The sequence below is a fragment of the Marinobacter arenosus genome (genome assembly GCF_019264345.1).
In the GTDB taxonomy this organism is placed as follows: Bacteria; Pseudomonadota; Gammaproteobacteria; order Pseudomonadales; family Oleiphilaceae; genus Marinobacter; species Marinobacter arenosus.
In genome coordinates, this window is sequence record NZ_JAHVAO010000001.1 from 865,042 (window position 1) to 886,639 (window position 21,598).

At 58.0% G+C, this 21,598-nt stretch carries 19 protein-coding genes; 6 read left to right on the forward strand and 13 right to left on the reverse strand.

Going from position 1 to position 21,598, the window contains the following annotated elements; genetic code table 11:
• Nucleotides 1–51: 51 nt before the first annotated feature.
• Together cysS and KXD86_RS03935 are read right to left on the reverse strand one after the other, a co-directional pair.
• Nucleotides 52–1,440: a cysteine--tRNA ligase gene (gene cysS / locus KXD86_RS03930; protein WP_218634770.1), complete on the reverse strand. Its 1,389-nt coding sequence runs from the start codon at nucleotides 1,438–1,440 to the stop codon at nucleotides 52–54.
• Nucleotides 1,437–3,116 carry a glutamine--tRNA ligase/YqeY domain fusion protein gene (locus tag KXD86_RS03935; RefSeq protein WP_218634771.1) on the reverse strand — a complete coding sequence of 560 codons (1,680 nt, stop codon included), beginning with the start codon at nucleotides 3,114–3,116 and terminating at the stop codon, nucleotides 1,437–1,439. Before KXD86_RS03935 ends, cysS begins: the two co-directional genes overlap by 4 nt.
• 137 nt (nucleotides 3,117–3,253) lie before the next feature.
• Here KXD86_RS03935 and KXD86_RS03940 point away from each other — a divergent pair, with 137 nt between their 5' ends.
• Together KXD86_RS03940 and KXD86_RS03945 are read left to right on the forward strand one after the other, a co-directional pair.
• Complete coding sequence (locus KXD86_RS03940) at nucleotides 3,254–3,763, forward strand: peptidylprolyl isomerase (RefSeq protein ID WP_218634772.1); 510 nt, start codon at nucleotides 3,254–3,256, stop codon at nucleotides 3,761–3,763.
• The gene (locus KXD86_RS03945; RefSeq protein WP_218634773.1) at nucleotides 3,760–4,485 is read left to right on the forward strand and encodes a UDP-2,3-diacylglucosamine diphosphatase; all 726 of its coding nucleotides are present in this window, start codon (nucleotides 3,760–3,762) and stop codon (nucleotides 4,483–4,485) included. The genes KXD86_RS03940 and KXD86_RS03945 overlap by 4 nt, the downstream gene beginning before the upstream one ends.
• Before the next feature lie 42 nt (nucleotides 4,486–4,527).
• Here the strand turns inward: KXD86_RS03945 and KXD86_RS03950 are convergent, their stop codons facing one another.
• The 5 genes from KXD86_RS03950 to KXD86_RS03970 all read right to left on the reverse strand — a co-directional run bounded on the left by KXD86_RS03950 (nucleotide 4,528) and on the right by KXD86_RS03970 (nucleotide 9,830).
• On the reverse strand, nucleotides 4,528–5,238 hold the full coding sequence (locus tag KXD86_RS03950; RefSeq protein ID WP_228739315.1) for an amino acid ABC transporter ATP-binding protein: 711 nt from the start codon (nucleotides 5,236–5,238) through the stop codon (nucleotides 4,528–4,530).
• A gap of 98 nt (nucleotides 5,239–5,336) precedes the next feature.
• The gene (locus KXD86_RS03955; RefSeq protein ID WP_218634774.1) at nucleotides 5,337–6,422 is read right to left on the reverse strand and encodes an amino acid ABC transporter permease; all 1,086 of its coding nucleotides are present in this window, start codon (nucleotides 6,420–6,422) and stop codon (nucleotides 5,337–5,339) included.
• Nucleotides 6,422–7,609: an amino acid ABC transporter permease gene (locus KXD86_RS03960; protein WP_218634775.1), complete on the reverse strand. Its 1,188-nt coding sequence runs from the start codon at nucleotides 7,607–7,609 to the stop codon at nucleotides 6,422–6,424. The genes KXD86_RS03955 and KXD86_RS03960 overlap by 1 nt, the downstream gene beginning before the upstream one ends.
• An 89-nt stretch (nucleotides 7,610–7,698) precedes the next feature.
• Nucleotides 7,699–8,724 (reverse strand): amino acid ABC transporter substrate-binding protein, encoded by a 1,026-nt coding sequence (locus tag KXD86_RS03965; protein ID WP_218634776.1) that lies wholly within the window; start codon nucleotides 8,722–8,724, stop codon nucleotides 7,699–7,701.
• A 260-nt stretch (nucleotides 8,725–8,984) separates the two neighbouring features.
• Nucleotides 8,985–9,830, reverse strand: a complete 846-nt coding sequence (locus tag KXD86_RS03970) for a lipocalin/fatty acid-binding family protein (RefSeq protein WP_376770964.1) — start codon at nucleotides 9,828–9,830, stop codon at nucleotides 8,985–8,987.
• A 240-nt stretch (nucleotides 9,831–10,070) separates the two neighbouring features.
• On the opposite strand from KXD86_RS03970, the gene KXD86_RS03975 reads away from it, so the two are divergent.
• Nucleotides 10,071–11,126, forward strand: coding sequence for a 2-dehydropantoate 2-reductase (locus KXD86_RS03975; protein ID WP_218634777.1), 1,056 nt, complete (start codon nucleotides 10,071–10,073; stop codon nucleotides 11,124–11,126).
• A gap of 14 nt (nucleotides 11,127–11,140) precedes the next feature.
• Here the strand turns inward: KXD86_RS03975 and KXD86_RS03980 are convergent, their stop codons facing one another.
• Nucleotides 11,141–11,533 (reverse strand): acyl-CoA thioesterase, encoded by a 393-nt coding sequence (locus KXD86_RS03980; RefSeq protein ID WP_218634778.1) that lies wholly within the window; start codon nucleotides 11,531–11,533, stop codon nucleotides 11,141–11,143.
• Nucleotides 11,534–11,753: 220 nt separating this feature from the next.
• On the opposite strand from KXD86_RS03980, the gene KXD86_RS03985 reads away from it, so the two are divergent.
• Nucleotides 11,754–12,329 (forward strand): outer membrane protein, encoded by a 576-nt coding sequence (locus KXD86_RS03985; protein ID WP_218634779.1) that lies wholly within the window; start codon nucleotides 11,754–11,756, stop codon nucleotides 12,327–12,329.
• Nucleotides 12,330–12,400: 71 nt separating this feature from the next.
• On the opposite strand, the gene KXD86_RS03990 is transcribed toward KXD86_RS03985, so the two are convergent.
• Nucleotides 12,401–13,171: a ferredoxin--NADP reductase gene (locus KXD86_RS03990; protein ID WP_218634780.1), complete on the reverse strand. Its 771-nt coding sequence runs from the start codon at nucleotides 13,169–13,171 to the stop codon at nucleotides 12,401–12,403.
• Nucleotides 13,172–13,313: 142 nt separating this feature from the next.
• On the opposite strand from KXD86_RS03990, the gene KXD86_RS03995 reads away from it, so the two are divergent.
• Entirely contained in the window at nucleotides 13,314–14,195 is an 882-nt protein-coding gene (locus tag KXD86_RS03995) for a LysR family transcriptional regulator (protein ID WP_218634781.1), read from the forward strand.
• A 1-nt stretch (nucleotide 14,196) separates the two neighbouring features.
• Here the strand turns inward: KXD86_RS03995 and KXD86_RS04000 are convergent, their stop codons facing one another.
• Nucleotides 14,197–14,802 (reverse strand): MiaE family protein, encoded by a 606-nt coding sequence (locus KXD86_RS04000; protein WP_218634782.1) that lies wholly within the window; start codon nucleotides 14,800–14,802, stop codon nucleotides 14,197–14,199.
• Between the two features lie 194 nt (nucleotides 14,803–14,996).
• On the opposite strand from KXD86_RS04000, the gene KXD86_RS04005 reads away from it, so the two are divergent.
• Complete coding sequence (locus KXD86_RS04005; protein ID WP_218636718.1) at nucleotides 14,997–17,591, forward strand: bifunctional aconitate hydratase 2/2-methylisocitrate dehydratase; 2,595 nt, start codon at nucleotides 14,997–14,999, stop codon at nucleotides 17,589–17,591.
• A gap of 81 nt (nucleotides 17,592–17,672) precedes the next feature.
• Here KXD86_RS04005 and KXD86_RS04010 read toward each other — a convergent pair whose 3' ends face one another.
• The 3 genes from KXD86_RS04010 to KXD86_RS04020 are packed head-to-tail and all read right to left on the reverse strand — an operon-like array spanning nucleotide 17,673 to nucleotide 21,596.
• Nucleotides 17,673–18,665 carry a zinc-dependent alcohol dehydrogenase family protein gene (locus KXD86_RS04010; protein WP_218634783.1) on the reverse strand — a complete coding sequence of 331 codons (993 nt, stop codon included), beginning with the start codon at nucleotides 18,663–18,665 and terminating at the stop codon, nucleotides 17,673–17,675.
• A gap of 24 nt (nucleotides 18,666–18,689) precedes the next feature.
• Nucleotides 18,690–19,436, reverse strand: a complete 747-nt coding sequence (locus tag KXD86_RS04015) for a sulfite exporter TauE/SafE family protein (protein ID WP_218634784.1) — start codon at nucleotides 19,434–19,436, stop codon at nucleotides 18,690–18,692.
• Between the two features lie 12 nt (nucleotides 19,437–19,448).
• Nucleotides 19,449–21,596: a TRAP transporter permease gene (locus KXD86_RS04020; protein ID WP_218634785.1), complete on the reverse strand. Its 2,148-nt coding sequence runs from the start codon at nucleotides 21,594–21,596 to the stop codon at nucleotides 19,449–19,451.
• Nucleotides 21,597–21,598 lie beyond the last annotated feature (2 nt).

A 21,598-nucleotide genomic window follows, 5' to 3' on the forward strand; every position in this document is an offset into this window, starting at 1 on the left:
GATCATGCCTGCGAGCGCAAAACTGGTCTGACCAACCGCCGTTTACCGGTGTCAGGCTTTTCGCCAGGTGGTTCCTTGCCGTGAATCATCAAGGATGATGCCTTTTTCCGCCAGCTCGTCCCGGATACGATCCGCCTCGGCAAAATCTTTTGCTTTGCGGGCATCCGTCCGGGCCTGGATCATCGCCTCGATGTCCTCGGCGCCCAGAGCGTCACCGGTATCTGCCTGGAAAAACGCCTCCGGGTCCTGCTGCAGCAAGCCGAGCACTGCACCCAGTCGCACCAGCACCGCAGCACTTTCCTTGGCCTCCTGCTCGCGGCCCTCGCGACGGTAATGATTGATATCATTCGCCACCGCGTGCAGCACCGCAATAGCGCCCGCGGTGTTGAAATCGTCATTCATCATTTCCGCGAAGCGGCGATCGTGTTCCGTTTCCGCCACGTCACTGTCCTTGGCCGGCACGATACCCCGCAGGGCATGGTACAGCTTGGTCAGCGTGCGACCCGCCTCCGCCAGATTCTCTTCCGAGTAGTCGACCTGACTGCGGTAATGGCTCGATACCAGGAAGTACCGCACCACTTCGGCCGGATAGCTCTCCAGGATTTCCCGGATGGTGAAGAAGTTGCCCAGCGATTTGGACATCTTCTCTTTATTCACGCGAATTGCGCCCGCATGCATCCACGTTCTCGCAAAATCATGCCCGGTAGCGCACTCGGACTGGGCAATCTCGTTTTCATGATGCGGGAACAGCAGGTCGGGACCACCGCCGTGAATATCAAAGGTGTCTCCCAGGCAACTTGTGGACATGGCCGAGCACTCGATGTGCCAACCGGGGCGGCCATCGCCCCAGGGTGATGGCCAACTGACCTCACCTTCGCCAGCAGCTTTCCACAACGCGAAGTCGGCCGGGCTGCGCTTGGCTTCCCGAACATCGATCCGTGCGCCGGCCACCAGATCCTCAAGCTTCTTCTTGCTGAGCTTGCCATAGCCCTCAAAGGAATCGACCGCAAAGTAGACGTCGCCGTTATCCGCCGCGTAGGCGTGACCACTGGCTACCAACTTGTGAATCATCGCCACGATTTCGTTGATGTAACCGGTGGCACGGGGCTCCTCGGTCGGCGAGAGCACCCCAAGACGAGCCTCGTCTTCATGCATGGCCTGGATCATGCGTTCGGTCAGGTCGGTAAAGACCTCGCCGTTCTCTTCCGCCCGGCGCAGAATTTTGTCATCAATGTCGGTGATATTGCGCACGTAGTGGACGTCATAACCGCTATGCCGGAGATACCGGGTGATCACGTCAAAAGCCACAAGGACCCGGGCATGTCCCAGATGACAGTAGTCATAGACGGTCATCCCGCAGACGTAGATACGGACCTTGCCCGGCTCGATCGGACGGAACTCTTCTTTCTGCTGCGAGAGCGTGTTGTAAATACGGATCACTTGCCCCCCTTACCCCAGGAATCCCGCAGAGTAACGGTTCGGTTGAAGACCGGGCGACCCGCCGTTGCAGACAGCTCCGGATCACAGAAGAAATAACCTTCACGCTCAAACTGGTAAGGCAGATCGCCACGTGGCTCAACCAGACCCTTTTCCGCCATCGCACCTTTCAACACGACCAGCGAATCGGGATTGATGTGGTCCACGAAGTCGCCGTCCTTGTCACTGTCCGGGGACTCATGATTGAACAGGCGGTCGTAGAGATTGATATCCACTTCAACGCTGTCGGTAGCCGAGACCCAGTGCACCACGCCGTTCGGCTTGTAGCCTTCCGGATTCACGCCCAGCGTGTTGGGGTCGTATTCGCACTTGAGCTCAACAATCTCGCCGCGGTCGTCACGAATGATCTCGCGGCAGGTCATGACGTAGCCCCCGCGCAGGCGAACGGCCTGATCCGGCGCCAGCCGCTTCCATTTCCGTGGCGGCTCCTCGACAAAATCCTCACGGTCGATGAACAGCGTCTGGCTCCAGGTGACGTCCCGCTCACCCATGTCCGGATTTTGGGGATGAACTGGCAGGACCAGGGTCTCGGTCTTGTCGGCCGGGTAATTGGTCAGCGTCACTTTCAACGGTCGCATCACACACATGGCACGCGGCGCACGGGTGTTCAGGTCCTCCCGTATGGCGTGCTCAAGCATGCCCACATCGACCGTACCGCCGGCCTTATTCACCCCGATCATGTCACAGAAGGTCCGGATGGATTCGGGCGTATACCCGCGGCGACGCATGCCGGAGATGGTGGGCATGCGCGGATCGTTCCAGCCGTCAACAAAGTGCTCATCCACCAGACGCTTGAGTTTTCGCTTGCTGGTGATGGTGTAGTTGAGGTTCAGCCGGGCAAACTCGATCTGGCGCGGGTGGCATGGCCCGGAAATGTTATCCAGAACCCAATCGTAGAGCGGGCGATGGTCTTCGAATTCCAGGGTGCACAGCGAGTGCGTGATGTACTCCATGGCATCCGAAATCGGATGGGTAAAGTCGTACATCGGGTAAATGCACCACTTATCGCCGGTCTGGTGGTGATCGGCGTACCGGATACGGTACAGGATCGGATCCCTCAGGTTGATATTGGGCGACGCCATATCGATTTTCGCCCGCAATACCAGCTCACCGTTCTGGTACTTGCCATCACGCATGTCGCGGAACAGCTGCAGGTTTTCATCCACCGGACGATCCCGATAGGGGCTGTTCTTTCCGGGTTCCTTAAGACTCCCCCGGTACTCGGCCATTTCCTCGGCAGACAGCGCGCAGACATAGGCATTGCCCTTTTCAATCAACTCCTCGGCAAACGCGTACAGGGCGTCGAAGTAGTCGGAGGCATAACGGACATCGCCGGCCCACTCGTAACCAAGCCACTCCACATCCTGCTTGATGGCGTCGATGTATTCCTGGTTTTCCCTTTCCGGATTGGTGTCATCAAACCGCAGGTTGCATTCGCCACCAAAGGTATCGGCAATACCGAAATTCAGGCAGATGGATTTGGCGTGGCCAATGTGCAGGTAGCCGTTAGGCTCCGGCGGAAAGCGGGTCACCACCTTACCGGTGTGCTCGCCCTTGGCGATGGCGTCTTCGATCAGGCTCTGAATAAAGTTGTGGGCTTTCTTCGATTCGGCGCTCATACGTTCTCTGTCAAAAGGAGGTGGATCTGAAACCGACTATTATACTCACAAATCCTGACCAGACTCATGCATAGCGGGAAAGTCTTGCGTACAATATGGGCTTTATCGATTCTAACCCTTATGAACAGGAAACCCTGATGATTCTGCTGAAAACCAACCACGGTGACATCAAGCTCGAACTGGACTACGACAAGGCGCCGGAAACGGCGAAGAATTTTGAGCAGTATGTGCGTGATGGCTTTTACGATGGCCTCGTTTTTCACCGCGTGATCAGCAACTTCATGATTCAGGGCGGCGGGTTTGAGCCGGGCATGACCCCTCGGAAAACCCGGGAGCCGATCCAGAATGAGGCAGACAATGGCCTGAGCAACATGCAGGGTACGGTTGCCATGGCCCGCACCATGGATCCCCACTCCGCGACCGCCCAGTTCTTTATCAATGTCGAAAACAACGGCTTCCTCGACCACACCGCCAAGAATGCCGAAGGCTGGGGTTACTGCGTCTTTGGCAAGGTGGTTGAAGGCATGGATACGGTCAACCAGATTCGCGCCGTTCGCACTACCATGCGTGCCGGCCACCAAGACGTTCCTGCCGATGATGTCATCATCGAGAAAGCGGAAGTTCTGGAGGATGGAGGTACAGCGTGACCACGCTGTTCATCTCCGACCTGCACCTTGAGGAATCCCGGCCGGATATTACCGAGGCCTTCCTGGGCTTTCTGAACAGCAAAGCCCAAGGCGTGGAAACACTTTATATCCTCGGTGACTTCTTTGAGGCCTGGATCGGTGACGACGAACGGACCCCGCTGCAGGAGCAGGTCGCCAACGCCCTGCGCGACGTGAAGGCGAGCGGTACCGATATTTTCCTGATGCACGGCAACCGGGATTTTCTCATTGGCGAGGACTTCTGTAGCCGCGCCGGCGCCAGCCTGCTGGACGACCCCACCGTGGTAGACCTCTATGACACCCCCACCCTGCTCATGCATGGCGACAGCTTGTGCACAGCGGATGTGGAGTATCAGAAATTCCGCGCGAACATGCGCAACCCCCAGTGGCAGCAGATGATTCTGCAACGCCCCCTTGCTGATCGCCAGCAGATGGCCCGCCAGCTCCGGGAAATCAGCATGGCCAAGAATCAAGGCAAGGAAGAAACCATCATGGACGTCACGCCGGAAGAGGTAGTGAAGGAAATGGAGGCTCACGGGGTTCAACGCATGATCCACGGACACACCCATCGTCCGGCAGTGCATGAGCTGGAGGCCAACGGCCAGCCCGCCCAGCGAATTGTGCTGGGTGACTGGGACAAGCACGTCTGGTGGCTGGAGGTGCGGCCCGGAGAAGAACCGGACCTCAAGAAGTATCCCCTTTAACCAGAAAGGCCGGGCATATGCCCGGCCTTTCTGGTTCTGGCGTTAGTGCGCCAGGATCTGTTTGAGGAATTTCTGGGTTCGGGCTTCCTTCGGATTGCTGAAGAACTCGTGGGGGGGCGCCTCCTCCACAATCTCACCGCCGTCCATGAAGATCACCCTGTCCGCCACTGTCTTGGCGAAGCCCATTTCGTGGGTGACGCAAAGCATGGTCATGCCGCTGCCCGCCAGCTCGATCATGACGTCCAGTACTTCCTTGATCATTTCGGGATCAAGAGCGGACGTGGGCTCATCGAACAACATGATCTTCGGTTTCATGCACAGCGCCCGTGCAATCGCCACGCGCTGCTGCTGCCCGCCTGAAAGTTGGCCCGGGTACTTGTTGGCCTGGTCCGGGATCTTGACCCGTTCCAGATACTCCATGGCCGTCGCTTCTGCTTCCTTGCGCGGTATCTTGCGCACCCAGATCGGGGACAGGCAGCAGTTCTCCAGAACCGTGAGATGCGGGAACAGGTTAAAATGCTGGAACACCATGCCCACTTCCCGGCGCACCGTGTCGATGTGACGCACGTCGGCCGTCAGCTCCACTTCGTCCACGATGATTTTGCCTTGCTGGTGCTCTTCCAACCGGTTGAGGCACCGGATGAAGGTCGATTTACCAGAACCGGACGGGCCACAGATGACGATGCGCTCGCCCTGTTTAACGTTGAGATTCAGATCCTTGAGGACGTGAAAATCACCATACCATTTGTGCATCCCTTCAACCCGGATAATGTCAGGCTTCTGGCCCGCCTCACTCCGAGGGGAAGACTGTGTTTCTGAAGTTTGGGTCTGTTCTGTCATTGGATTACCCATCAGGTTTTGTGACCGGTGTCGAGTTTGCGTTCAAGTTTCTGGCTGTACTGGGATATGCCGAAGCAGAACACCCAGAAGCAGAACGCCACGAAGACATACCCCTCCACGGCAACGTTCTGCCAGGCCGGGTCTGTTACGGTTGACTGAACCGTACCGAGAATGTCGAAGAGGCCGATGATCAGGACCAGCGTGGTGTCCTTGAACAGGGCAATGAAGGTATTCACGATCCCGGGAATCACCATCTTCAGTGCCTGGGGCAGAACAATGAGCCCCATCTTGCGCCAGTAACCCAGCCCAAGCGCATCTGCCGCCTCGTACTGCCCACGTGGAATGGCCTGCAAGCCCCCGCGGATAACCTCGGCCATGTAGGCCGATTGCCAAAGGGTTATACCAATCAGCGCCCTCGCCAGCTTTTCGAAATTCATGCCTTCAGGCAGGAACAGCGGCAGCATGACTGATGCCATGAACAGCACGGTAATCAACGGCACTGCGCGCCACACTTCAATGAACACGACACACAGCCCTCGAATGATCGGCATCTCTGAACGCCGTCCAAGCGCCAGTAAGATCCCTATGGGGAGGGACGCAATGATCCCGATGTAAGCCAGGATCAGCGTCAGCATCAACCCGCCCCACTTGGTGCTTTCTACCTGCTCAAGGCCAAAGTTCCCGCCCGGAATGAGGAAGAAGCCAATCAATGGCAGACCGGTCATCCCGAAAATGCCAAGCCACTTCCGCCCCGGAAAACGTTCAATGAACTGGGGAACGAAAGACACTGCCAGTAGCAGGAACATCAAGTCCACGCGCCACTGCAGTTCATCCGGGTAAAACCCGTAGATAAAGAAATTAAGACGCTGGTTGATAAACAGCCAGCAGGCACCTGCCCCACTGCAGTCACTAGGGTCACTGCCCTGGAAATTGGCATCAAAAAATACCCAGTTCAGCAACGGCCCGACGCTGGTAACAATCAGGTAGCCGACCACGACGGTCAGCAGTGCGTTGTACCAGGTGGAAAACAGATGCTGGCGCATCCAGTTGACCGGACTGAGCACTTTCTTGGGAGGTTTCATCGTAGACTCAGTCATCATCGCTCCTTAATCGCCACGGCCCGGTTGTAAATATTCATGAACAGGGAGATCAGCAGACTAATGGTCAGATAGACCGCCATTGTCATCGCCACGACCTCAACTGCCTGTCCGGTCTGGTTCAGGGTCGTGCCCATAAAGACGGCAACCAGATCGGGGTAACCGATTGCGGTTGCAAGCGAGGAGTTTTTCACCAGATTCAGGTACTGGCTGGTCAACGGAGGAATGATGACCCGCATTGCCTGGGGGATAACCACCAGTCTCAGGGTCAGCCCGTGCGGAAGCCCAAGCGCTTTGGATGCCTCGGTCTGCCCCTTGCTGACCGACAGTATGCCGGAGCGCACGATTTCCGCGATAAAGCTCGCGGTGTAAAGGGACAAGGCAATCCACAATGCGGCCAGCTCCGGAATGATGGTGATGCCACCCCCGAAGTTGAAGCCTTTGAGCGCCGGAATCTCCCACTCCAGCGGTCGGCCCGCCACGAGATACGAGACGATCGGCACCAGCACGAGAATGGCAACGCCCACCTTGAAGGTCGGGAAGATCTGGCCGGTTGCCAGCTGCCGCTTCTTGGCCCAGATGCGAATCCCGATCACTGCCGCGATGGCCGCAAGAACACCGCCCCAAACCAATCCGAAACCGTCCTGAGTCAGCGGTTCTGGAAGATACAGTCCGCGGTTATTCAGGAACAGGGTGCCACCCACATCGACACTTTGTCGGGGCGACGGCAGATTGCTCAGGACCGCGAAATACCAGAAGAAAATCTGGAGCAGGAGTGGAATATTACGGATAACTTCGATGTAGACCAGCGAGATTTTGGCAACCAGCCAGTTACTCGAAAGACGCGCGACACCGAGTACGAAACCCAGGATCGTTGCCGCCACAACACCCATTGCAGACACAAGCAGGGTGTTGGTGAGACCGACCCAAAAGGTTCGTCCGTAGGACATGGTGGCATCGTAGGGCACAAGGTGCATGATGATGCCGAAACCGGCCGACTCCTCTAGGAATCCGAAACCGGTGCTGATACCGCGGCTCTCCATATTGGAGAGCGTGTTGTCGACCAGGGTCCAGCCACCCCAGAAAACCAGCGCTATGGCGACAACCTGGAAGAAAATCGAACGCACCCGTGGGTCATACCAGGGTTTAGGGCCCGCGGGTCTTGAATCAATGGTTTGTTTTTTCATGCATTTTCCCGGAAAGCTTCCCTGCAGTAAATGTCATCAGAGATAACAGCGGGCGCCCCGGATGGGCCGCCCGCATACGCTTTCAGGTATTACCGTACCGGCGGGGCATACATGACGCCGCCTTCGGTCCACAGAGCGTTGATACCGCGATCCAGTCCGAGCGGGGTGTCCGGGCCAACGTTGCGATCGTACATCTCGCCGTAGTTGCCAACGAGCTTGACCACCTTGTAACCAAAATCAGCCGGCAGACCAAGCTTGGCCCCCATGTCGCCGTCGGTGCCCAGCAGGCGCTGCACGTTCGGGTTATCCGACTTCAGCATGTCATCAGCATTGGCACTGGTGACACCCAGCTCCTCAGCGTTGATCTGAACCGACAGGACCCACTTCACAATATTGAACCATTGGTCATCACCCTGACGAACCACGGGGCCCAGCGGCTCTTTGGAAATGGTGTTGGGGAGGATTTTTGCAGAGCTCGGATCCGACAGCTTGGAGCGTAGCGCCGCCAGCTGGGAACGGTCAGAGGTCAAGACATCACAGCGCCCGGCGGCAAAGCCTTGAACGGTTTGCTCGGAGGTGTCAAACACAATTGGCTTGAATTCCATGCCCTTGGCCCGGAAGTAGTCAGACAGGTTCAGTTCGGTGGTGGTACCGGACTGAATACAGATGGTGGCACCGTCCAACTGAGTAGCGTCATCAACACCGATACCCTTGTTGATCAGGAAGCCCTGACCGTCGTAATAGTTCACGCCGGCGAAATTCAGACCCAGTGACGCGTCACGGGTGAGCGTCCAGGTGGTATTCCGCGACAGCATGTCGATCTCGCCCGACTGGAGGGCAGTGAACCGCTCTTTGGCAGTCAGCGGGGTGAATTCAACGGCCTTGGCATCGCCGAAGATTGCGGCAGCAACGGCACGACAGGTATCAACATCGATGCCCGTCCAGTTACCTTTCTCATCAGGCTGGGAGAAGCCGGGCAGACCGCTGGTCACACCACACTGCAGGTGCCCCTTTTCCTTCACATTTTCCAGCGTCGTTGCCGCCATTGCACCGGTGGCCGTGAATGCGCCCACTGCCAGTGCCATCCCCAGGGCAATTGATTTCGTCTTTTTCATTATCGGATCTCCGAACTTCGGTTGGTTGCTTCGCGATGGATATCAGCAAATTGTGAGCCATGCGAGCTAGGTTATTGATTAATTGTACTTATTCTCAATTTTCCAGTGTCAATTCTTGCCTTGATCGGCGATAGAAGTCAAACCGGCACACAAATAGCGCATCCGACGCGCCCCTGTGCCCTACCACAAGGCAAAATTGGCGAACTGTACCTTTACAAAGTAGAACAAAGTTCGAGATTTCAACTAGTTTTTACGAAATTTTATGTAGCCGCTTTCATTTCCGCAGGCTCTTTGTAGGTCTCCAGACGCTTCAGCCACCCGCTGAGCCATTGGTCTCTCTCGATCGGGTTCTCGGCATTCTCTGCCCTTCGCCTGAGCACGCGCTCGGCTGCCTCGCGGAAACGGGTCAGGGCAGACTGCCCCGGACTGTCTCCCTCCATGGCAAGCAGAACCTGCAGCAGCCCCCACCCCTCACCGTTATATCGCTCGGTTTGGGAAAGGCCTTCGCCTTTGAAATTGACGTAATCCATCAAGGCATAGATTCCTCCCGGTGTCGCCGCCAACGATTTCAGTCGTCTCTGCACGGCCTCCCGCTGCCCTTCGGGCGCCGCAGCGACAACATCTGTCAGTGACCGCTTGGCCCTGCGCACAATGAACTCCGCCTGCAGGCCCTGGGTACCCGCCAGAAACTCCTTCAACTCTGCCACTTCGACCGAATCCTGCGCGGCGAGAAACGATTCACGGTCCGGCCAGGGCGCGTCAAAGGGCTCCAGCGCCCTCAGCCATTCCGGTACCGACGCCTGACGTTGCATCATGTACTGGATCAGCGCAGGAAAGCTCTCTACGAAACGGCCCTCCACGCCGCTGGGATACCAGATGAAATGCCCGATCCCCAGGGACGGAAACGTCTCGCCCACATTCCAGTGCACAAGACAGTCGAGCTGACCGGCGCATTCGTTGCGGAAAATCTGGGCTCCCACCCAGTCCATCTGGGCCGCCTCCAGTGTGATCGAGACATCAGGTTCGTCCGACTCAGCCTCGCCGTCCGCCTGCATTTCCGGGCGTTGATCCGCCTTCTCTTCCCGGGCATCGCACCCGGCCAACATCAGAATCGCAAATGCCACGAACCACACACGTTTTGCCCAAGCCACGAAACCACCTCGTTATCTGTCCATTGGGGGAGCAACCGCCAAACGCTCCCGGTTGAATTCAAGACATCTAAGTATGGAACAGTGACGATTGCCGGGGGACGGAATTTGGCTTACGAAATGGAAATAAAGCGGATTGACTTATCCCGGAGCTCCAGACAATCTTCACAGGGTCATAACAAAAACAACGGATCGATCATGGTAAAGACTGTGCCCCCTTCCCCATCCTCTGCTCTGCGTATTGTCGTGTTCGGCGCCGGCAGTGTTGGCTGCTATGTGGGTGGCCGGCTGATCTCCGGCGGCGCAGACGTGGTAATGATCGGCCGGGCCCGCATCAGCCAGACCCTGAAAGACCACCCGTTGGTACTGACGGATTACGAGGGTTTCGAGTTCGAGACCCAACTGACTCCCGAGCAGTTCACTGAAGATCCTGCCCAGGCTGCCACAGCCGATCTGGTCCTGATCACGGTAAAATCGGCGGCAACCGGCGATGCGGCGAAGACGCTTGCCGGGCATCTAAAACCCGGTACGCCGGTCATCAGCCTGCAGAACGGCATCTCCAATGCGGAGGAACTTCGTCGACACCTGCCCGATGCCCATGTGTGTGCCGGCATGATCCCTTTCAATGTCGTCCAGAAGACACCGGGGCACTTCCACCACGGTACCGAAGGCCACCTGATGGCCGCCCGGGATAGCAGCCTGACCCCTTTTCTCCCGTTCTTTGAACAATGCGGCCTGCCACTGGAACTGCGTGATGATATGACGTCGGTCCTGTGGTCCAAGCTGCTGCTAAACCTGAACAATCCGATCAATGCCCTGTCCAATGTCCCGCTCCTGGAAGAACTGTCCGATCGCGCCTATCGACGCTGCCTGGCCGCCGCCCAGCGCGAAACGCTGGCGCTGATGCGGCAGGCCGGCATCGAGACGATCCAGCTAACCGCCATCCCGATGCGCCTCGTGCCTGTTGTGATGACCCTGCCCGACTGGTTGTTCACGAGACTGGCAAGCCGGATGTTGGCCATTGACCCGATCGCCCGCTCCTCAATGTGGGAGGATCTGGAAGCAGGCCGGCCAACGGAGGTGGACTGGATCAACGGTGAAGTGGTCCGGCTGGCAGAGAGCCTCAACACGACGGCGCCAGTAAACCGGCGCCTGACAGAGCTTGTGCATGACTGCGAGAGGACCAGACGGCGCTGGCCGGGGGACGAGTTGTTGGCGGAAATACGGGCCGCAGTGCGCGAAGCCCGAACCTGAGCGCAACAAACCGCTCAGTCGATCAGATGCTCCGACAATGTCGCCCGGATCTCATCCGGAATCGGCAGGGCTTTTTCGGTGTCGTAATCGAAGTGGATCAGCACAGCGACACCACGCGCGATCTTTTTGTCGTTCTGCCAGGCTTCCTGCACCACATGAAACGAGGAATTGCCAATCTTGCCGATGCCGGTCCGGATTTTTACCGGCATGTGCCAATAGCTTTGAGCCAACAAATCGATCTCAAGCCGCGCAATGATCAGCGGCCAGGCCTTCACATCAAGACTTGGGTGAAAGATCTTGAAAACCGGCGTTCTTGCCTGCTCGAACCATACTGGCAACGCCGTGTTACTGATGTGACCGAGCGCATCGGTATCGCTGAAGCGGGGTTCAATTTCCAGTTCAAACATCGAATTGTCCTGTCATGAAAGCGTTGAATTATACACCCAGCGACAAGCCCCCCGAAATACTGCTTACTTCTGTGTAGCACGTCACACGCCGATAAAAAATTACGTCTTTCTTTCAGCATGTTACAAGACTCATATCGATTAGGGCGAGGACCTCCGATAGGGTTCGACGGCGCTCCGTCACCAGACGGTGCGCCAATAAAAAGCAATTCAAGGAAACACTATGAAAAACGTTCTGATCTGTTCAGCGCTGACCACTGCCCTGGTATCCGGGTTTGCCCAGGCGGATAACCACAGCAACAATGGCAACGCGATCACTGGCCAAAGCCTGGTTGAAAATGGTTATGTCGAAGCACGACTCGGCTTCGCGGATGTTGGCCTTGATGACAGCGCAGTCATCGTTGCAGGTACTTTCGGAACCAGCTTGTCCCAGGTGTACCCCGGACTCGGCGCTGAAGCGGATCTGACTCTTACGGCCATCGACGCGGAATCAGACTTTGTCGGCGGCACCGTTGAAGCGAGCTATGCGTCTCTGGCCGGTTATGCCACCTACACCTACAGCCTGGACAAGGAAATCAAAGGCCTCGAAGTACTCGGCCGCCTGGGTCTTGCCTACACAGACGCCGACGCTTCCGCCAGCAATGGTACAGCATCGGCATCTGCCAATGACTCCAGCATCGACTTCGCAATCGGCATCGGTGCCCGGTACAACCTCCGCGCCAATCTGGCACTGGTGGGCCGACTGGATACCTATGAGGATATCGATGTTTTCAGTTTCGGCGCGACCTTCCGGTTCTGAAGATCTGGCCATAAAAAAACCGGAGCCCTGCTCCGGTTTTTTATTTCCCTGCGCGACTGAAAAGAACGTGCTTACTGCTCAACGAAAGCCCGCTCGATCACATAGTGACCCATGTCGCCGCCACGCGCCTCCTTGAAGCCCATCTTGTTGAGAATGGCACAGGTGTCCTTGAGCATGCTCGGGCTGCCACAGATCATGAAGCGGTCGTTCTCCGGGTCAAAATCCGGAAGCCCGAGATCTCGGGTGATCTTCCCGTTTTCCATCGCATCGGTCAGGCGGCCCTGATTGCGGAAGTCCTCACGGGTGACCGTCGGGTAATACTCAAGCTTGCCTTTGACCATCTCACCGAAGAACTCGTTCTCCGGCAATTCTTCAATCTCACTCTGGTAGGCCAGTTCAGACACATAACGGACGCCGTGGGTCAGGATGACCTTGTCGAAGGCCTCGTAGACTTCTGGATCCTTGATGATGCTCATGAACGGCGCAAGGCCGGTGCCGGTGCTGATCAGCCACAGGTTCTTGCCAGGCAGCAGATTATCCAGAACCAGGGTACCGGTGGGTTTGCGACTGACCAGAATCTCATCACCGACCTGGATCTTCTGCAGGCGTGAGGTCAGCGGGCCGTCCTGAACCTTGATGGAGAAGAACTCCAGTTCTTCCTCATAGTTGGCGCTGGCAATGCTGTAAGCCCGCATCAGGGGCTTGCCATCCGTCTCCAGGCCAATCATCACGAAATGGCCGTTCTTGAAACGAAAACCCGGGTCGCGGCTGGTCTTGAAGCTGAACAGGGTATCGTTCCAGTGGTGTACGCTGGTCACTGTTTCTTTAATCAGGTTGCTCATGTAAACCTCGTCCTGTTCGGATCGCTTTCTACTGCGAATGGTTCAACTTTAGATTGCGTAAAGTGTAACCCACCACTAACCTATCGGGAAAATGGGATATTCTCATAACCTTATTCGAGCGAATCGATTAGAGCATTTCATTATGAAATACAGCTTCCGCCAGCTGGAGGTCTTTCTTGCCGCCGCGCACTTCCAGAACATTACCCGGGCGGCCGAATCCCTCGCCATGTCGCAATCTGCTGCCAGCAGTGCGTTGAAAGAACTGGAAAACCAATTTGATATCCAGTTGTTCGATCGCGTGGGCAAACGGCTCCAATTGAATGAGCTCGGTCGACTCTATCGCCCCAAGGTTGAGGCTGTACTCGCCCAGGCCAACGAACTGGAGCAGGCCTTCAGTAAACACACCGAGGTCGGCGCCCTGAAGGTCGGCGCGACGCTCACCATTGGCAACTATCTGGCGGTGGGCGTCATGGCCCAATACATGAATACCCCGACCCACCCCAGGGTGTCACTGGAAGTGGCCAACACCAGCACAATTGCCCGCCGGGTAAGAGATTTCGAGCTTGATATCGGTTTGATCGAGGGCGAGCTGCAATCCTCCGAACTGGAGGTTCTACCCTGGCGCGGGGATGAGCTTGTCGTGTTCTGCTCGCCAAGCCACCCGCTGGCTGAAAAGCAGTCGTTGACCGATGACGACCTGCGTCGCGCCACCTGGATCATGCGTGAACAGGGTTCAGGCACCCGCCAGAGCTTTGAACGCGGCATGCACGGCCTGTTGTCGGACCTGAACGTGCTACTGGAGCTGGAACACACGGAAGCCATCAAGCGGGCCGTTGAAACCAACCTCGGGATTGGCTGCCTGTCGGAAGTGGTGCTCGAGGACGCGTTCCGGCGCGGCAGCCTGGTGCCCTTGAAAGTGCCGGAGCACCGGCAATTCGATCGCCAGTTCTACTTCATCCTGCACAAACAGAAGTACCGGAGTGCCGGCATTGATGCCTGGATGGAGCTGTGCCGCCGGCTTTGATTCACTGAACAGGGCCACTGTGGAACCGAAATTCGGCGTCCGGCTCCGTGATCAACCCGTGCTCAATCTCCAGAAACTGCCGGACCCGATCCGCCACCGGCCCACCGTTCGCCTGCTCTGCCAGCTTCAGGTAGTCCTGGTAATGACGGGCCTCCGATTTCAGAAGGCCGTTGTAGAAGTCTCGGAGGGTGTCATCGAGGTGCGGCGCCAGCGTAGCGAACCGTTCACAGGACCGCGCCTCGATGATGGCGCCCACGATCAGCACGTCGACCAGCCGGTCCGGATCCTCGGTCCGGACTTCCTGGCGCAAGCCAGCGGCATAGCGAGCGGGGGTCAGGTGACCGTACTCCACGCCCCGCTTTTTCATGATCGCCAGAACCTGCTCGAAATGGCGCAACTCTTCCCGGGCCAACCGCGACATTTTGTTAAGAAGGTCGGTGTTGTCGACATAGCGGTACATCAGGCTCAGGGCCGTCGACGCCGCCTTTTTCTCGCAATGGGCATGATCAATGAGCATCAGGTCCTGGTTCGCCAGGGCATTGTCGATCCATCGCTGTGGCGTACGGCAGGGAAGGAAGTCGTAAATCTCTTGCAGGGCTTCGGTCATGTCGATATCGGGCGAATGAATTGGACGCCGGAGTATAACCCAGTTACCAGAACACTCCGACCTCTGTCCATCTTAACTTTATAAGGGGTTTCCTATAGAATGCAGCGCCAGTTTACGGCCTTTTCCGCCATAAAACTCCCGCCGGGCTTACTAGCCAAGGGCGCGGGACATTCCAACTGATGAGGGTCCATATCGTGTTAGAAGCCTATCGTGAACACGTTGCAGAACGTGAAGCTCTGGGTATTCCTCCCAAGCCTCTGAATCCCGAGCAGACAGCAGCTCTGGTTGAACTGCTGAAAAATCCGCCGGCCGGCGAAGAAGAAACTCTCGTTTATCTTCTGGAAAACCGCATCCCGCCGGGCGTGGACGAAGCCGCCTACGTGAAGGCCGCTTTCCTGACCGCCATTGTTAAAGGCGAAGCCTCCTCTCCCCTGCTGGACAAGCAGAAAGCGGTTCAGCTGCTGGGTATGATGCAGGGCGGCTACAACATCGCCACCCTGGTGGATCTTCTGGACGACTCCGAACTGGCTGAACTGGCCGGCGAGCAGCTCAAGCGCACCCTGCTGATGTTCGACGCCTTCAACGATGTGAAGGAAAAAATGGACGCAGGCAATGCCGTCGCCAAGGCCGTGATGGAATCCTGGGCCAACGGCGAATGGTTCACCAACAAGAAGAAAGTACCTGAAAGCACCAAGATGGTGGTGTTCAAGGTGACTGGCGAAACCAACACCGACGACCTTTCACCGGCACCCGATGCCTGGTCCCGTCCGGACATCCCGCTGCACGCCCGCGCTGCCTACAAGATGGAACGCGATGGCCTGAAGCCTGAAGAGCCGGGTGTCACCGGCCCGATGAGCCAGATCGACGAAATCAAATCCAAGGGCCTGCCCGTCGCTTTCGTTGGTGACGTTGTCGGTACCGGATCCTCCCGTAAATCCGCCACCAACTCGGTTCTGTGGTTCTTCGGCGAAGACATCCCGGGCGTTCCCAACAAGCGCGCCGGTGGCGTGTGCATCGGTAACAAGGTTGCCCCGATCTTCTTCAACACCATGGAAGACGCAGGTGCCCTGGTGTTCGAGGCACCGGTCGACAACATGAACATGGGCGACGTGATCGAGATCCGCCCATACGAAGGCAAGATCCTGAACGAGGCTGGCGAGACCATCTCCGAGTTCAACTTCAAATCCGAAGTGATTCTGGACGAGGTTCAGGCTGGCGGTCGTATTCCGCTGATCATCGGCCGTGGCCTGACCGCCAAGGCGCGTGCCGCACTGGGCATGGGTCCGACCGACCTGTTCCGCCTGCCGAAAGATCCAGAAGCCGGCACCAAGGGCTTCACCCTGGGCCAGAAGATGGTCGGTAAGGCCTGCGGTCTGGAAGAAGGCCAAGGCGTTCGTCCTGGTACTTACTGCGAGCCGCACATGACCACCGTGGGCTCCCAGGACACCACCGGTCCGATGACCCGTGACGAACTGAAAGATCTCGCGTGTCTGGGCTTCCAGGCTGATCTGGTCATGCAGTCCTTCTGCCACACAGCGGCCTACCCGAAGCCGGTAGACGTGGAAATGCAGCACACCATGCCGGACTTCATCCAGACTCGGGGCGGTGTTGCCCTGCGTCCGGGCGACGGCATCATCCACTCCTGGCTGAACCGTATGCTGCTGCCAGACACCGTGGGTACCGGTGGCGACTCCCACACCCGTTTCCCGATGGGCATCTCGTTCCCGGCTGGCTCAGGCCTGGTGGCGTTTGCCGCCGCGACCGGTGTTATGCCGCTGGATATGCCGGAATCCGTTCTGGTTCGCTTCAAAGGCGAAATGCAGCCGGGCATCACCCTGCGCGACCTGGTCCACGCCATCCCGCTGTACGGCATCAAGCAGGGCATGCTGACCGTTGAGAAGAAAGGCAAGATCAACGAATTCTCCGGTCGCATTCTGGAGATCGAAGGTCTGGAACACCTGACCGTCGAGCAGGCATTCGAGCTGTCTGACGCCTCCGCCGAGCGATCTGCAGCCGGTTGTACCATCAACCTGTCTGAAGATTCTGTAGCTGAGTACCTGCGCTCCAACATCACCATGCTGCGCTGGATGATTGCCGAAGGTTACGGCGACCCACGCACACTGGAGCGTCGCGCCAAGCAGATGGAAGAGTGGCTGGCCGATCCGAAGCTCATGCGTGCTGACAAGGACGCAGAGTACGCGCACGTCATCGAAATCGATCTGGCCGACATCAAAGAGCCGATCGTGTGCTGCCCGAACGATCCGGACGACGCCAAGTTCCTGTCCGAAGTCGCTGGCGACAAGGTCGACGAAGTGTTCATCGGTTCCTGCATGACCAACATCGGTCACTTCCGTGCCGCGGGTAAACTGCTTGAGCAGAACAAAGAGCCCCTGAAGACCCGTCTGTGGATGTCACCACCCACCAAGATGGATCAGGCCCAGCTGATGGAAGAAGGTTACTTCAACACTTACGGCACTGCCGGCGTTCGAACCGAGATGCCGGGCTGCTCCCTGTGCATGGGTAACCAGGCGCGTGTTGCCGCCAAGTCCACCGTGCTGTCCACGTCCACCCGTAACTTCCCGAACCGCCTCGGCGACGGTGCCAACGTGTACCTGACCTCTGCGGAACTGGCTGCGGTTGGTGCGGTTCTTGGTAAACTCCCCTCTCCGCAGGAGTACATGGAATACGCCAAGGACCTCAACAGCATGTCGAAAGAGATCTACAAGTATCTCAACTTCGACCAGATGGAGAACTACACCAAGAAGGCATCCGAAGCGAACGTTGCGTAAGCTTCCAACCTTCAAGGTATAGTGACACCAGAAACGCCAGCCCTCGGGCTGGCGTTTTTTTGTGCCCGGAAAGCGATCGCTTTATCGCTCCAACAGGATCTTACCCACGGCCTGGCCCGACTCGAGGCGCCGGTGGGCATCCCCAACCTGGCTGAACCTGAACCGCTGGCTATCCAGCAATGGCCGGACCCTGCCCTGCTCCAGCAGATCGCACAAGGCCTTCAGTAGCCGCGGCTGATCGTTCATACCGACGCCGTAGAGCAGTGAAATCGACCGAAAGATGACGTGCAGGGTCAGACTCTTGGCGTGCATCTGGCTGAGATCGTGGGTGGACCGGGTATTGATTGAGCAGAGCCGACCGTTGATCGCGGTCGCTTCAATGGACCGATCCAGGTTCTCGCCACCCACGGTGTCGAACACCAAACTGAAACCGTTACCGCCTGTCAGGCGTTGTTTGTAGTCTTCCACCGACTCGTCCCTGTAGAAAATGATGTCGTCGGCGCCCAGCGCCCTGGCCTGGGCGGCTTTTTCTTCCGTCGAAACCGTCGTAGCGACCCGCGCGCCCAGGTACTTGGCAATCTGGATGGCGACGTGGCCGACGCCCCCGATGCCGGCATGAATCAGCACCTGTTCGCCAGGCTGGAGCTGGGCTCTGTCCACCAGCGCGCTCCAGGCGGTGAGGAACACCAGCGGCAAAGCCGCGCACTCCGCCAGCGGTAACGCCATGGCCGGGGTGCGCTTGCCCAGCAAACGCACGTCGGCAATCATGTAATCCGCCAGCGCCCCCTGCCACCCCTTTACGCCACCCGCGCACCCAAAAACCTCGTCGCCCACGGCGAAGCCGCTCACGCCCGGGCCGACTTTATCGACCACACCAGAGACATCGCCATTCAGAATTGCCGGCATGGCCGGACCGGTTTTCACCAAGCCCGAACGAATTTTGGTTTCCAGCGGATTGACACTGGAGGCGACGACCTTGATGCGGACCTGACCCTCGGCCGGTTCCGGTGTGTCGACGTCACGCTCAACGAACACCTCGGGGCCACCAAACTCTTCAATCACCATCGCTTTCATTGTCTTGAACCTCTCTCATCAGTATCAGTACAGAATCAGCCTTACGAGAATCGCCGCCACCATAACCAGGGTTATCCCTTTAACCCAGCGCGCGCCCTGCTTGCTCATATTGACCCGAGTCGCGATGAAAGCGCCGGTGACATTACCCAGCGCCAGCGTCAGCCCGACACCCCAGTGCACCTGATTATTAAGGGCGAACACCATCAATGCCGCAAAGGTGAAGGGCAGGACGATCGACACCTTGAGCACGTTCACCTGCCTCAGATCGATCTTGAGCATGTGGTACAGCACGACAATGAACAGAACGCCAACGCCCACCTGGATAAATCCGCCGTACATGCCAACAAAAAACATCGCCACGTAAATCGCCGGCGTTAACCGCTCTTTGGTCAGCGGACGCGTACTCAGGGAGGGTTGCGGCAACAGCATGAACACCGAGGCACCGATCATCGCCGACACCAGGACAATCTCGAACACCGCATCGGGCACCCAGGTTGCTATCCAGGCCCCCAGAAGCGATCCGAGAATTGCGGGCACGGCAAGGTGAAGACTGACAATGAGATTGCCATGCCCCATGCGGTAAAAACTGCCCACTGCAGTCATGCTCTGAAGGGTGATGGCCACCCGGTTGGTGCCGTTGGCCACCTGTGGCGGCAGGCCGAGGAACATCAACAGCGGCAACGTCAGCATGGAGCCGCCCGCGGACAACACATTGATGAAGCCAGCGACTCCACCCAGCGCCAGCAACGCGAGTACCTCAAACACCGTCATAGTTGGGTCCCGTTACACCGGCGCTGGCCTGGACATTGGCCCCTGTTGGCGGCTGCTCCACACAAAGGCAATGACGAATATCGCCAGGCCCGCAACATCCAGCAGGATCTGGCCATGCGGCCAAAGCATGAGTACACCAATGGGGAACATGAGCAGACGCACCACCGGATTGAGCGGGTGCTCCAGATACCCTTCGAGGCCCGCGACGATGGCGTAGATGCCAAACAGTGCAAAGCAGAACACCCGGAGCATCTGTTCGAAGTCGCCGGTAATCAGCGGCGAATAGGCGAACAAAAGCGGCACGATGTACAACCCCTTGGCCAGTTTCCAGGCGGTGAAGCCGGTGCGCATCTGGGGTGTCCCGGCGATGGCCGCCGCGGCAAAGGCGGTCAGACAGACCGGCGGGGTGACGTTGGAATCCTGGGACAGCCAGAAGATCACCATGTGAGCGGCCACCAGGGCCATGGCGAGCGCGGACGGCGACAGGGCCTGCTCCAGCAATTGGGTACTGAAGGTGTCTGGCACCGCTGCCAGCAGCTGTTGGGCGCTGGCCCGATCCATTGGCCCGTTCAGGAGGTCCAGCTTGTCCGGCGCAACCAGCATGAATATGGACTTGGCCTGCTCCGGCAGATTGCCGTTCATCACCATGTCCAACAGCTGGCTCTGGGCGATCAGGTTGTAGATCGCGGGTGCCGACAGCGTCGCCAGCACAATGTAGGCCGCCGTGACTGGCAGCCCCATACCGAGAATCAAGGACGCCAGGGCCACCAGGATAATGGTGATCAGCAGGCTGCCGCCCGCCCAGTCGGTAATCATGATGGAAAAGGTGTTGCCGATGCCCGTGGTCGACACCACCATCACGATCAGCCCTACGGTAATGAGCAGGATGGCGGTGGTGGTGATGTTGCGGGTCCCCATGACCAGCGCCTCGAGAATATCCCTGGGACCCATCGGGTGTCGGGACAGCCAGGACGCCGCGATCACTGACAGGATCGCGATGCCGGCGGCGTAGGTCGGCGTAAAACCATAGACCAGGGCGGCGACCAGAACCACCAGCGGCAAGAGAAAATGCCAGCCATCCTTGAGCACGTCTTTCAGTGTGGGCGCCTCGCTATCCTCCAGCTTGATCGCGTGACTGCGCTTGGCCTCAATGCGCACAAACATGGCCACCGACAGGAAGTAAAGCAGCGCCGGCAAGGCAGCGACGGAAATGATGGTGAGGTAGGATACCTGGGTGTAGGACGCCATGATAAAGGCGCCAGCGCCCATCACCGGCGGCATCAATTGGCCACCGGTGGAAGCGGCCGCCTCGACGCCCGCGGCAAAGCGGGCGGGAAAACCGGCCTTGCGCATTAAAGGAATGGTGATCACGCCTGTAGACACCGTGTTAGCCACGCTTGAGCCGGACACCGACCCCATCAGGCCTGAAGAGAACACGGCTACAAAGCCCGGGCCACCGACAAAACGCCCTGCCGCACAACGGGCCAGTTCGATGATAAAGTCCCCTGCGCCCGACTTCACCAGGAAGGCACCGAACAGGATAAACATGAACACGTAGGTCCAGGAAATGCGGGCAATCGACCCAAGCATGCCCTGCCCGCCAATGTAGGACCGAAACAGAACGGTTTCCCAGGTCAGCCCCGGAAAATTGAAGATGCCGTCGACATACTGGCCCCACCAGGCCACGTAGGACAAAGCCAGGATGCAAAGGACGGGGATGAACCAACCCACGGTGCGGCGCGCGAATTCCAGGATCAGCAGGACGGCAGCTATGGAGAAAATCCAGTCTCCGGTGCTGAAGGTAACGCCACGCGCATACAGCGCATTTTCAAACAACATCAGATACACGGCGCAGGCAAGCGCGGTCAGACCGAGGAAAACGTCGACGCCCAACACCACCCGCTGACCACCGGCTGTACGCGCCTTTAACATTGGCGTGGTCAGGGCGCAGATCAGACCGAACAGGCCAAAGTGCAGGGCCGATGTCCACAACTCAGAGAGTGTGGACACGGTATTGAAATACAGGTGAATGAGCGATGTCGCGACGGCCAAACTGAAAATCACCGGCCCAAGGAACCGGTGATCAAGGCGTTCGCTGGCTTCGCTCGCGCTTTCGTCGCGAACCTCGCCGGGAGGTTCGCTCGCTGGTTGTTCCGCCACGC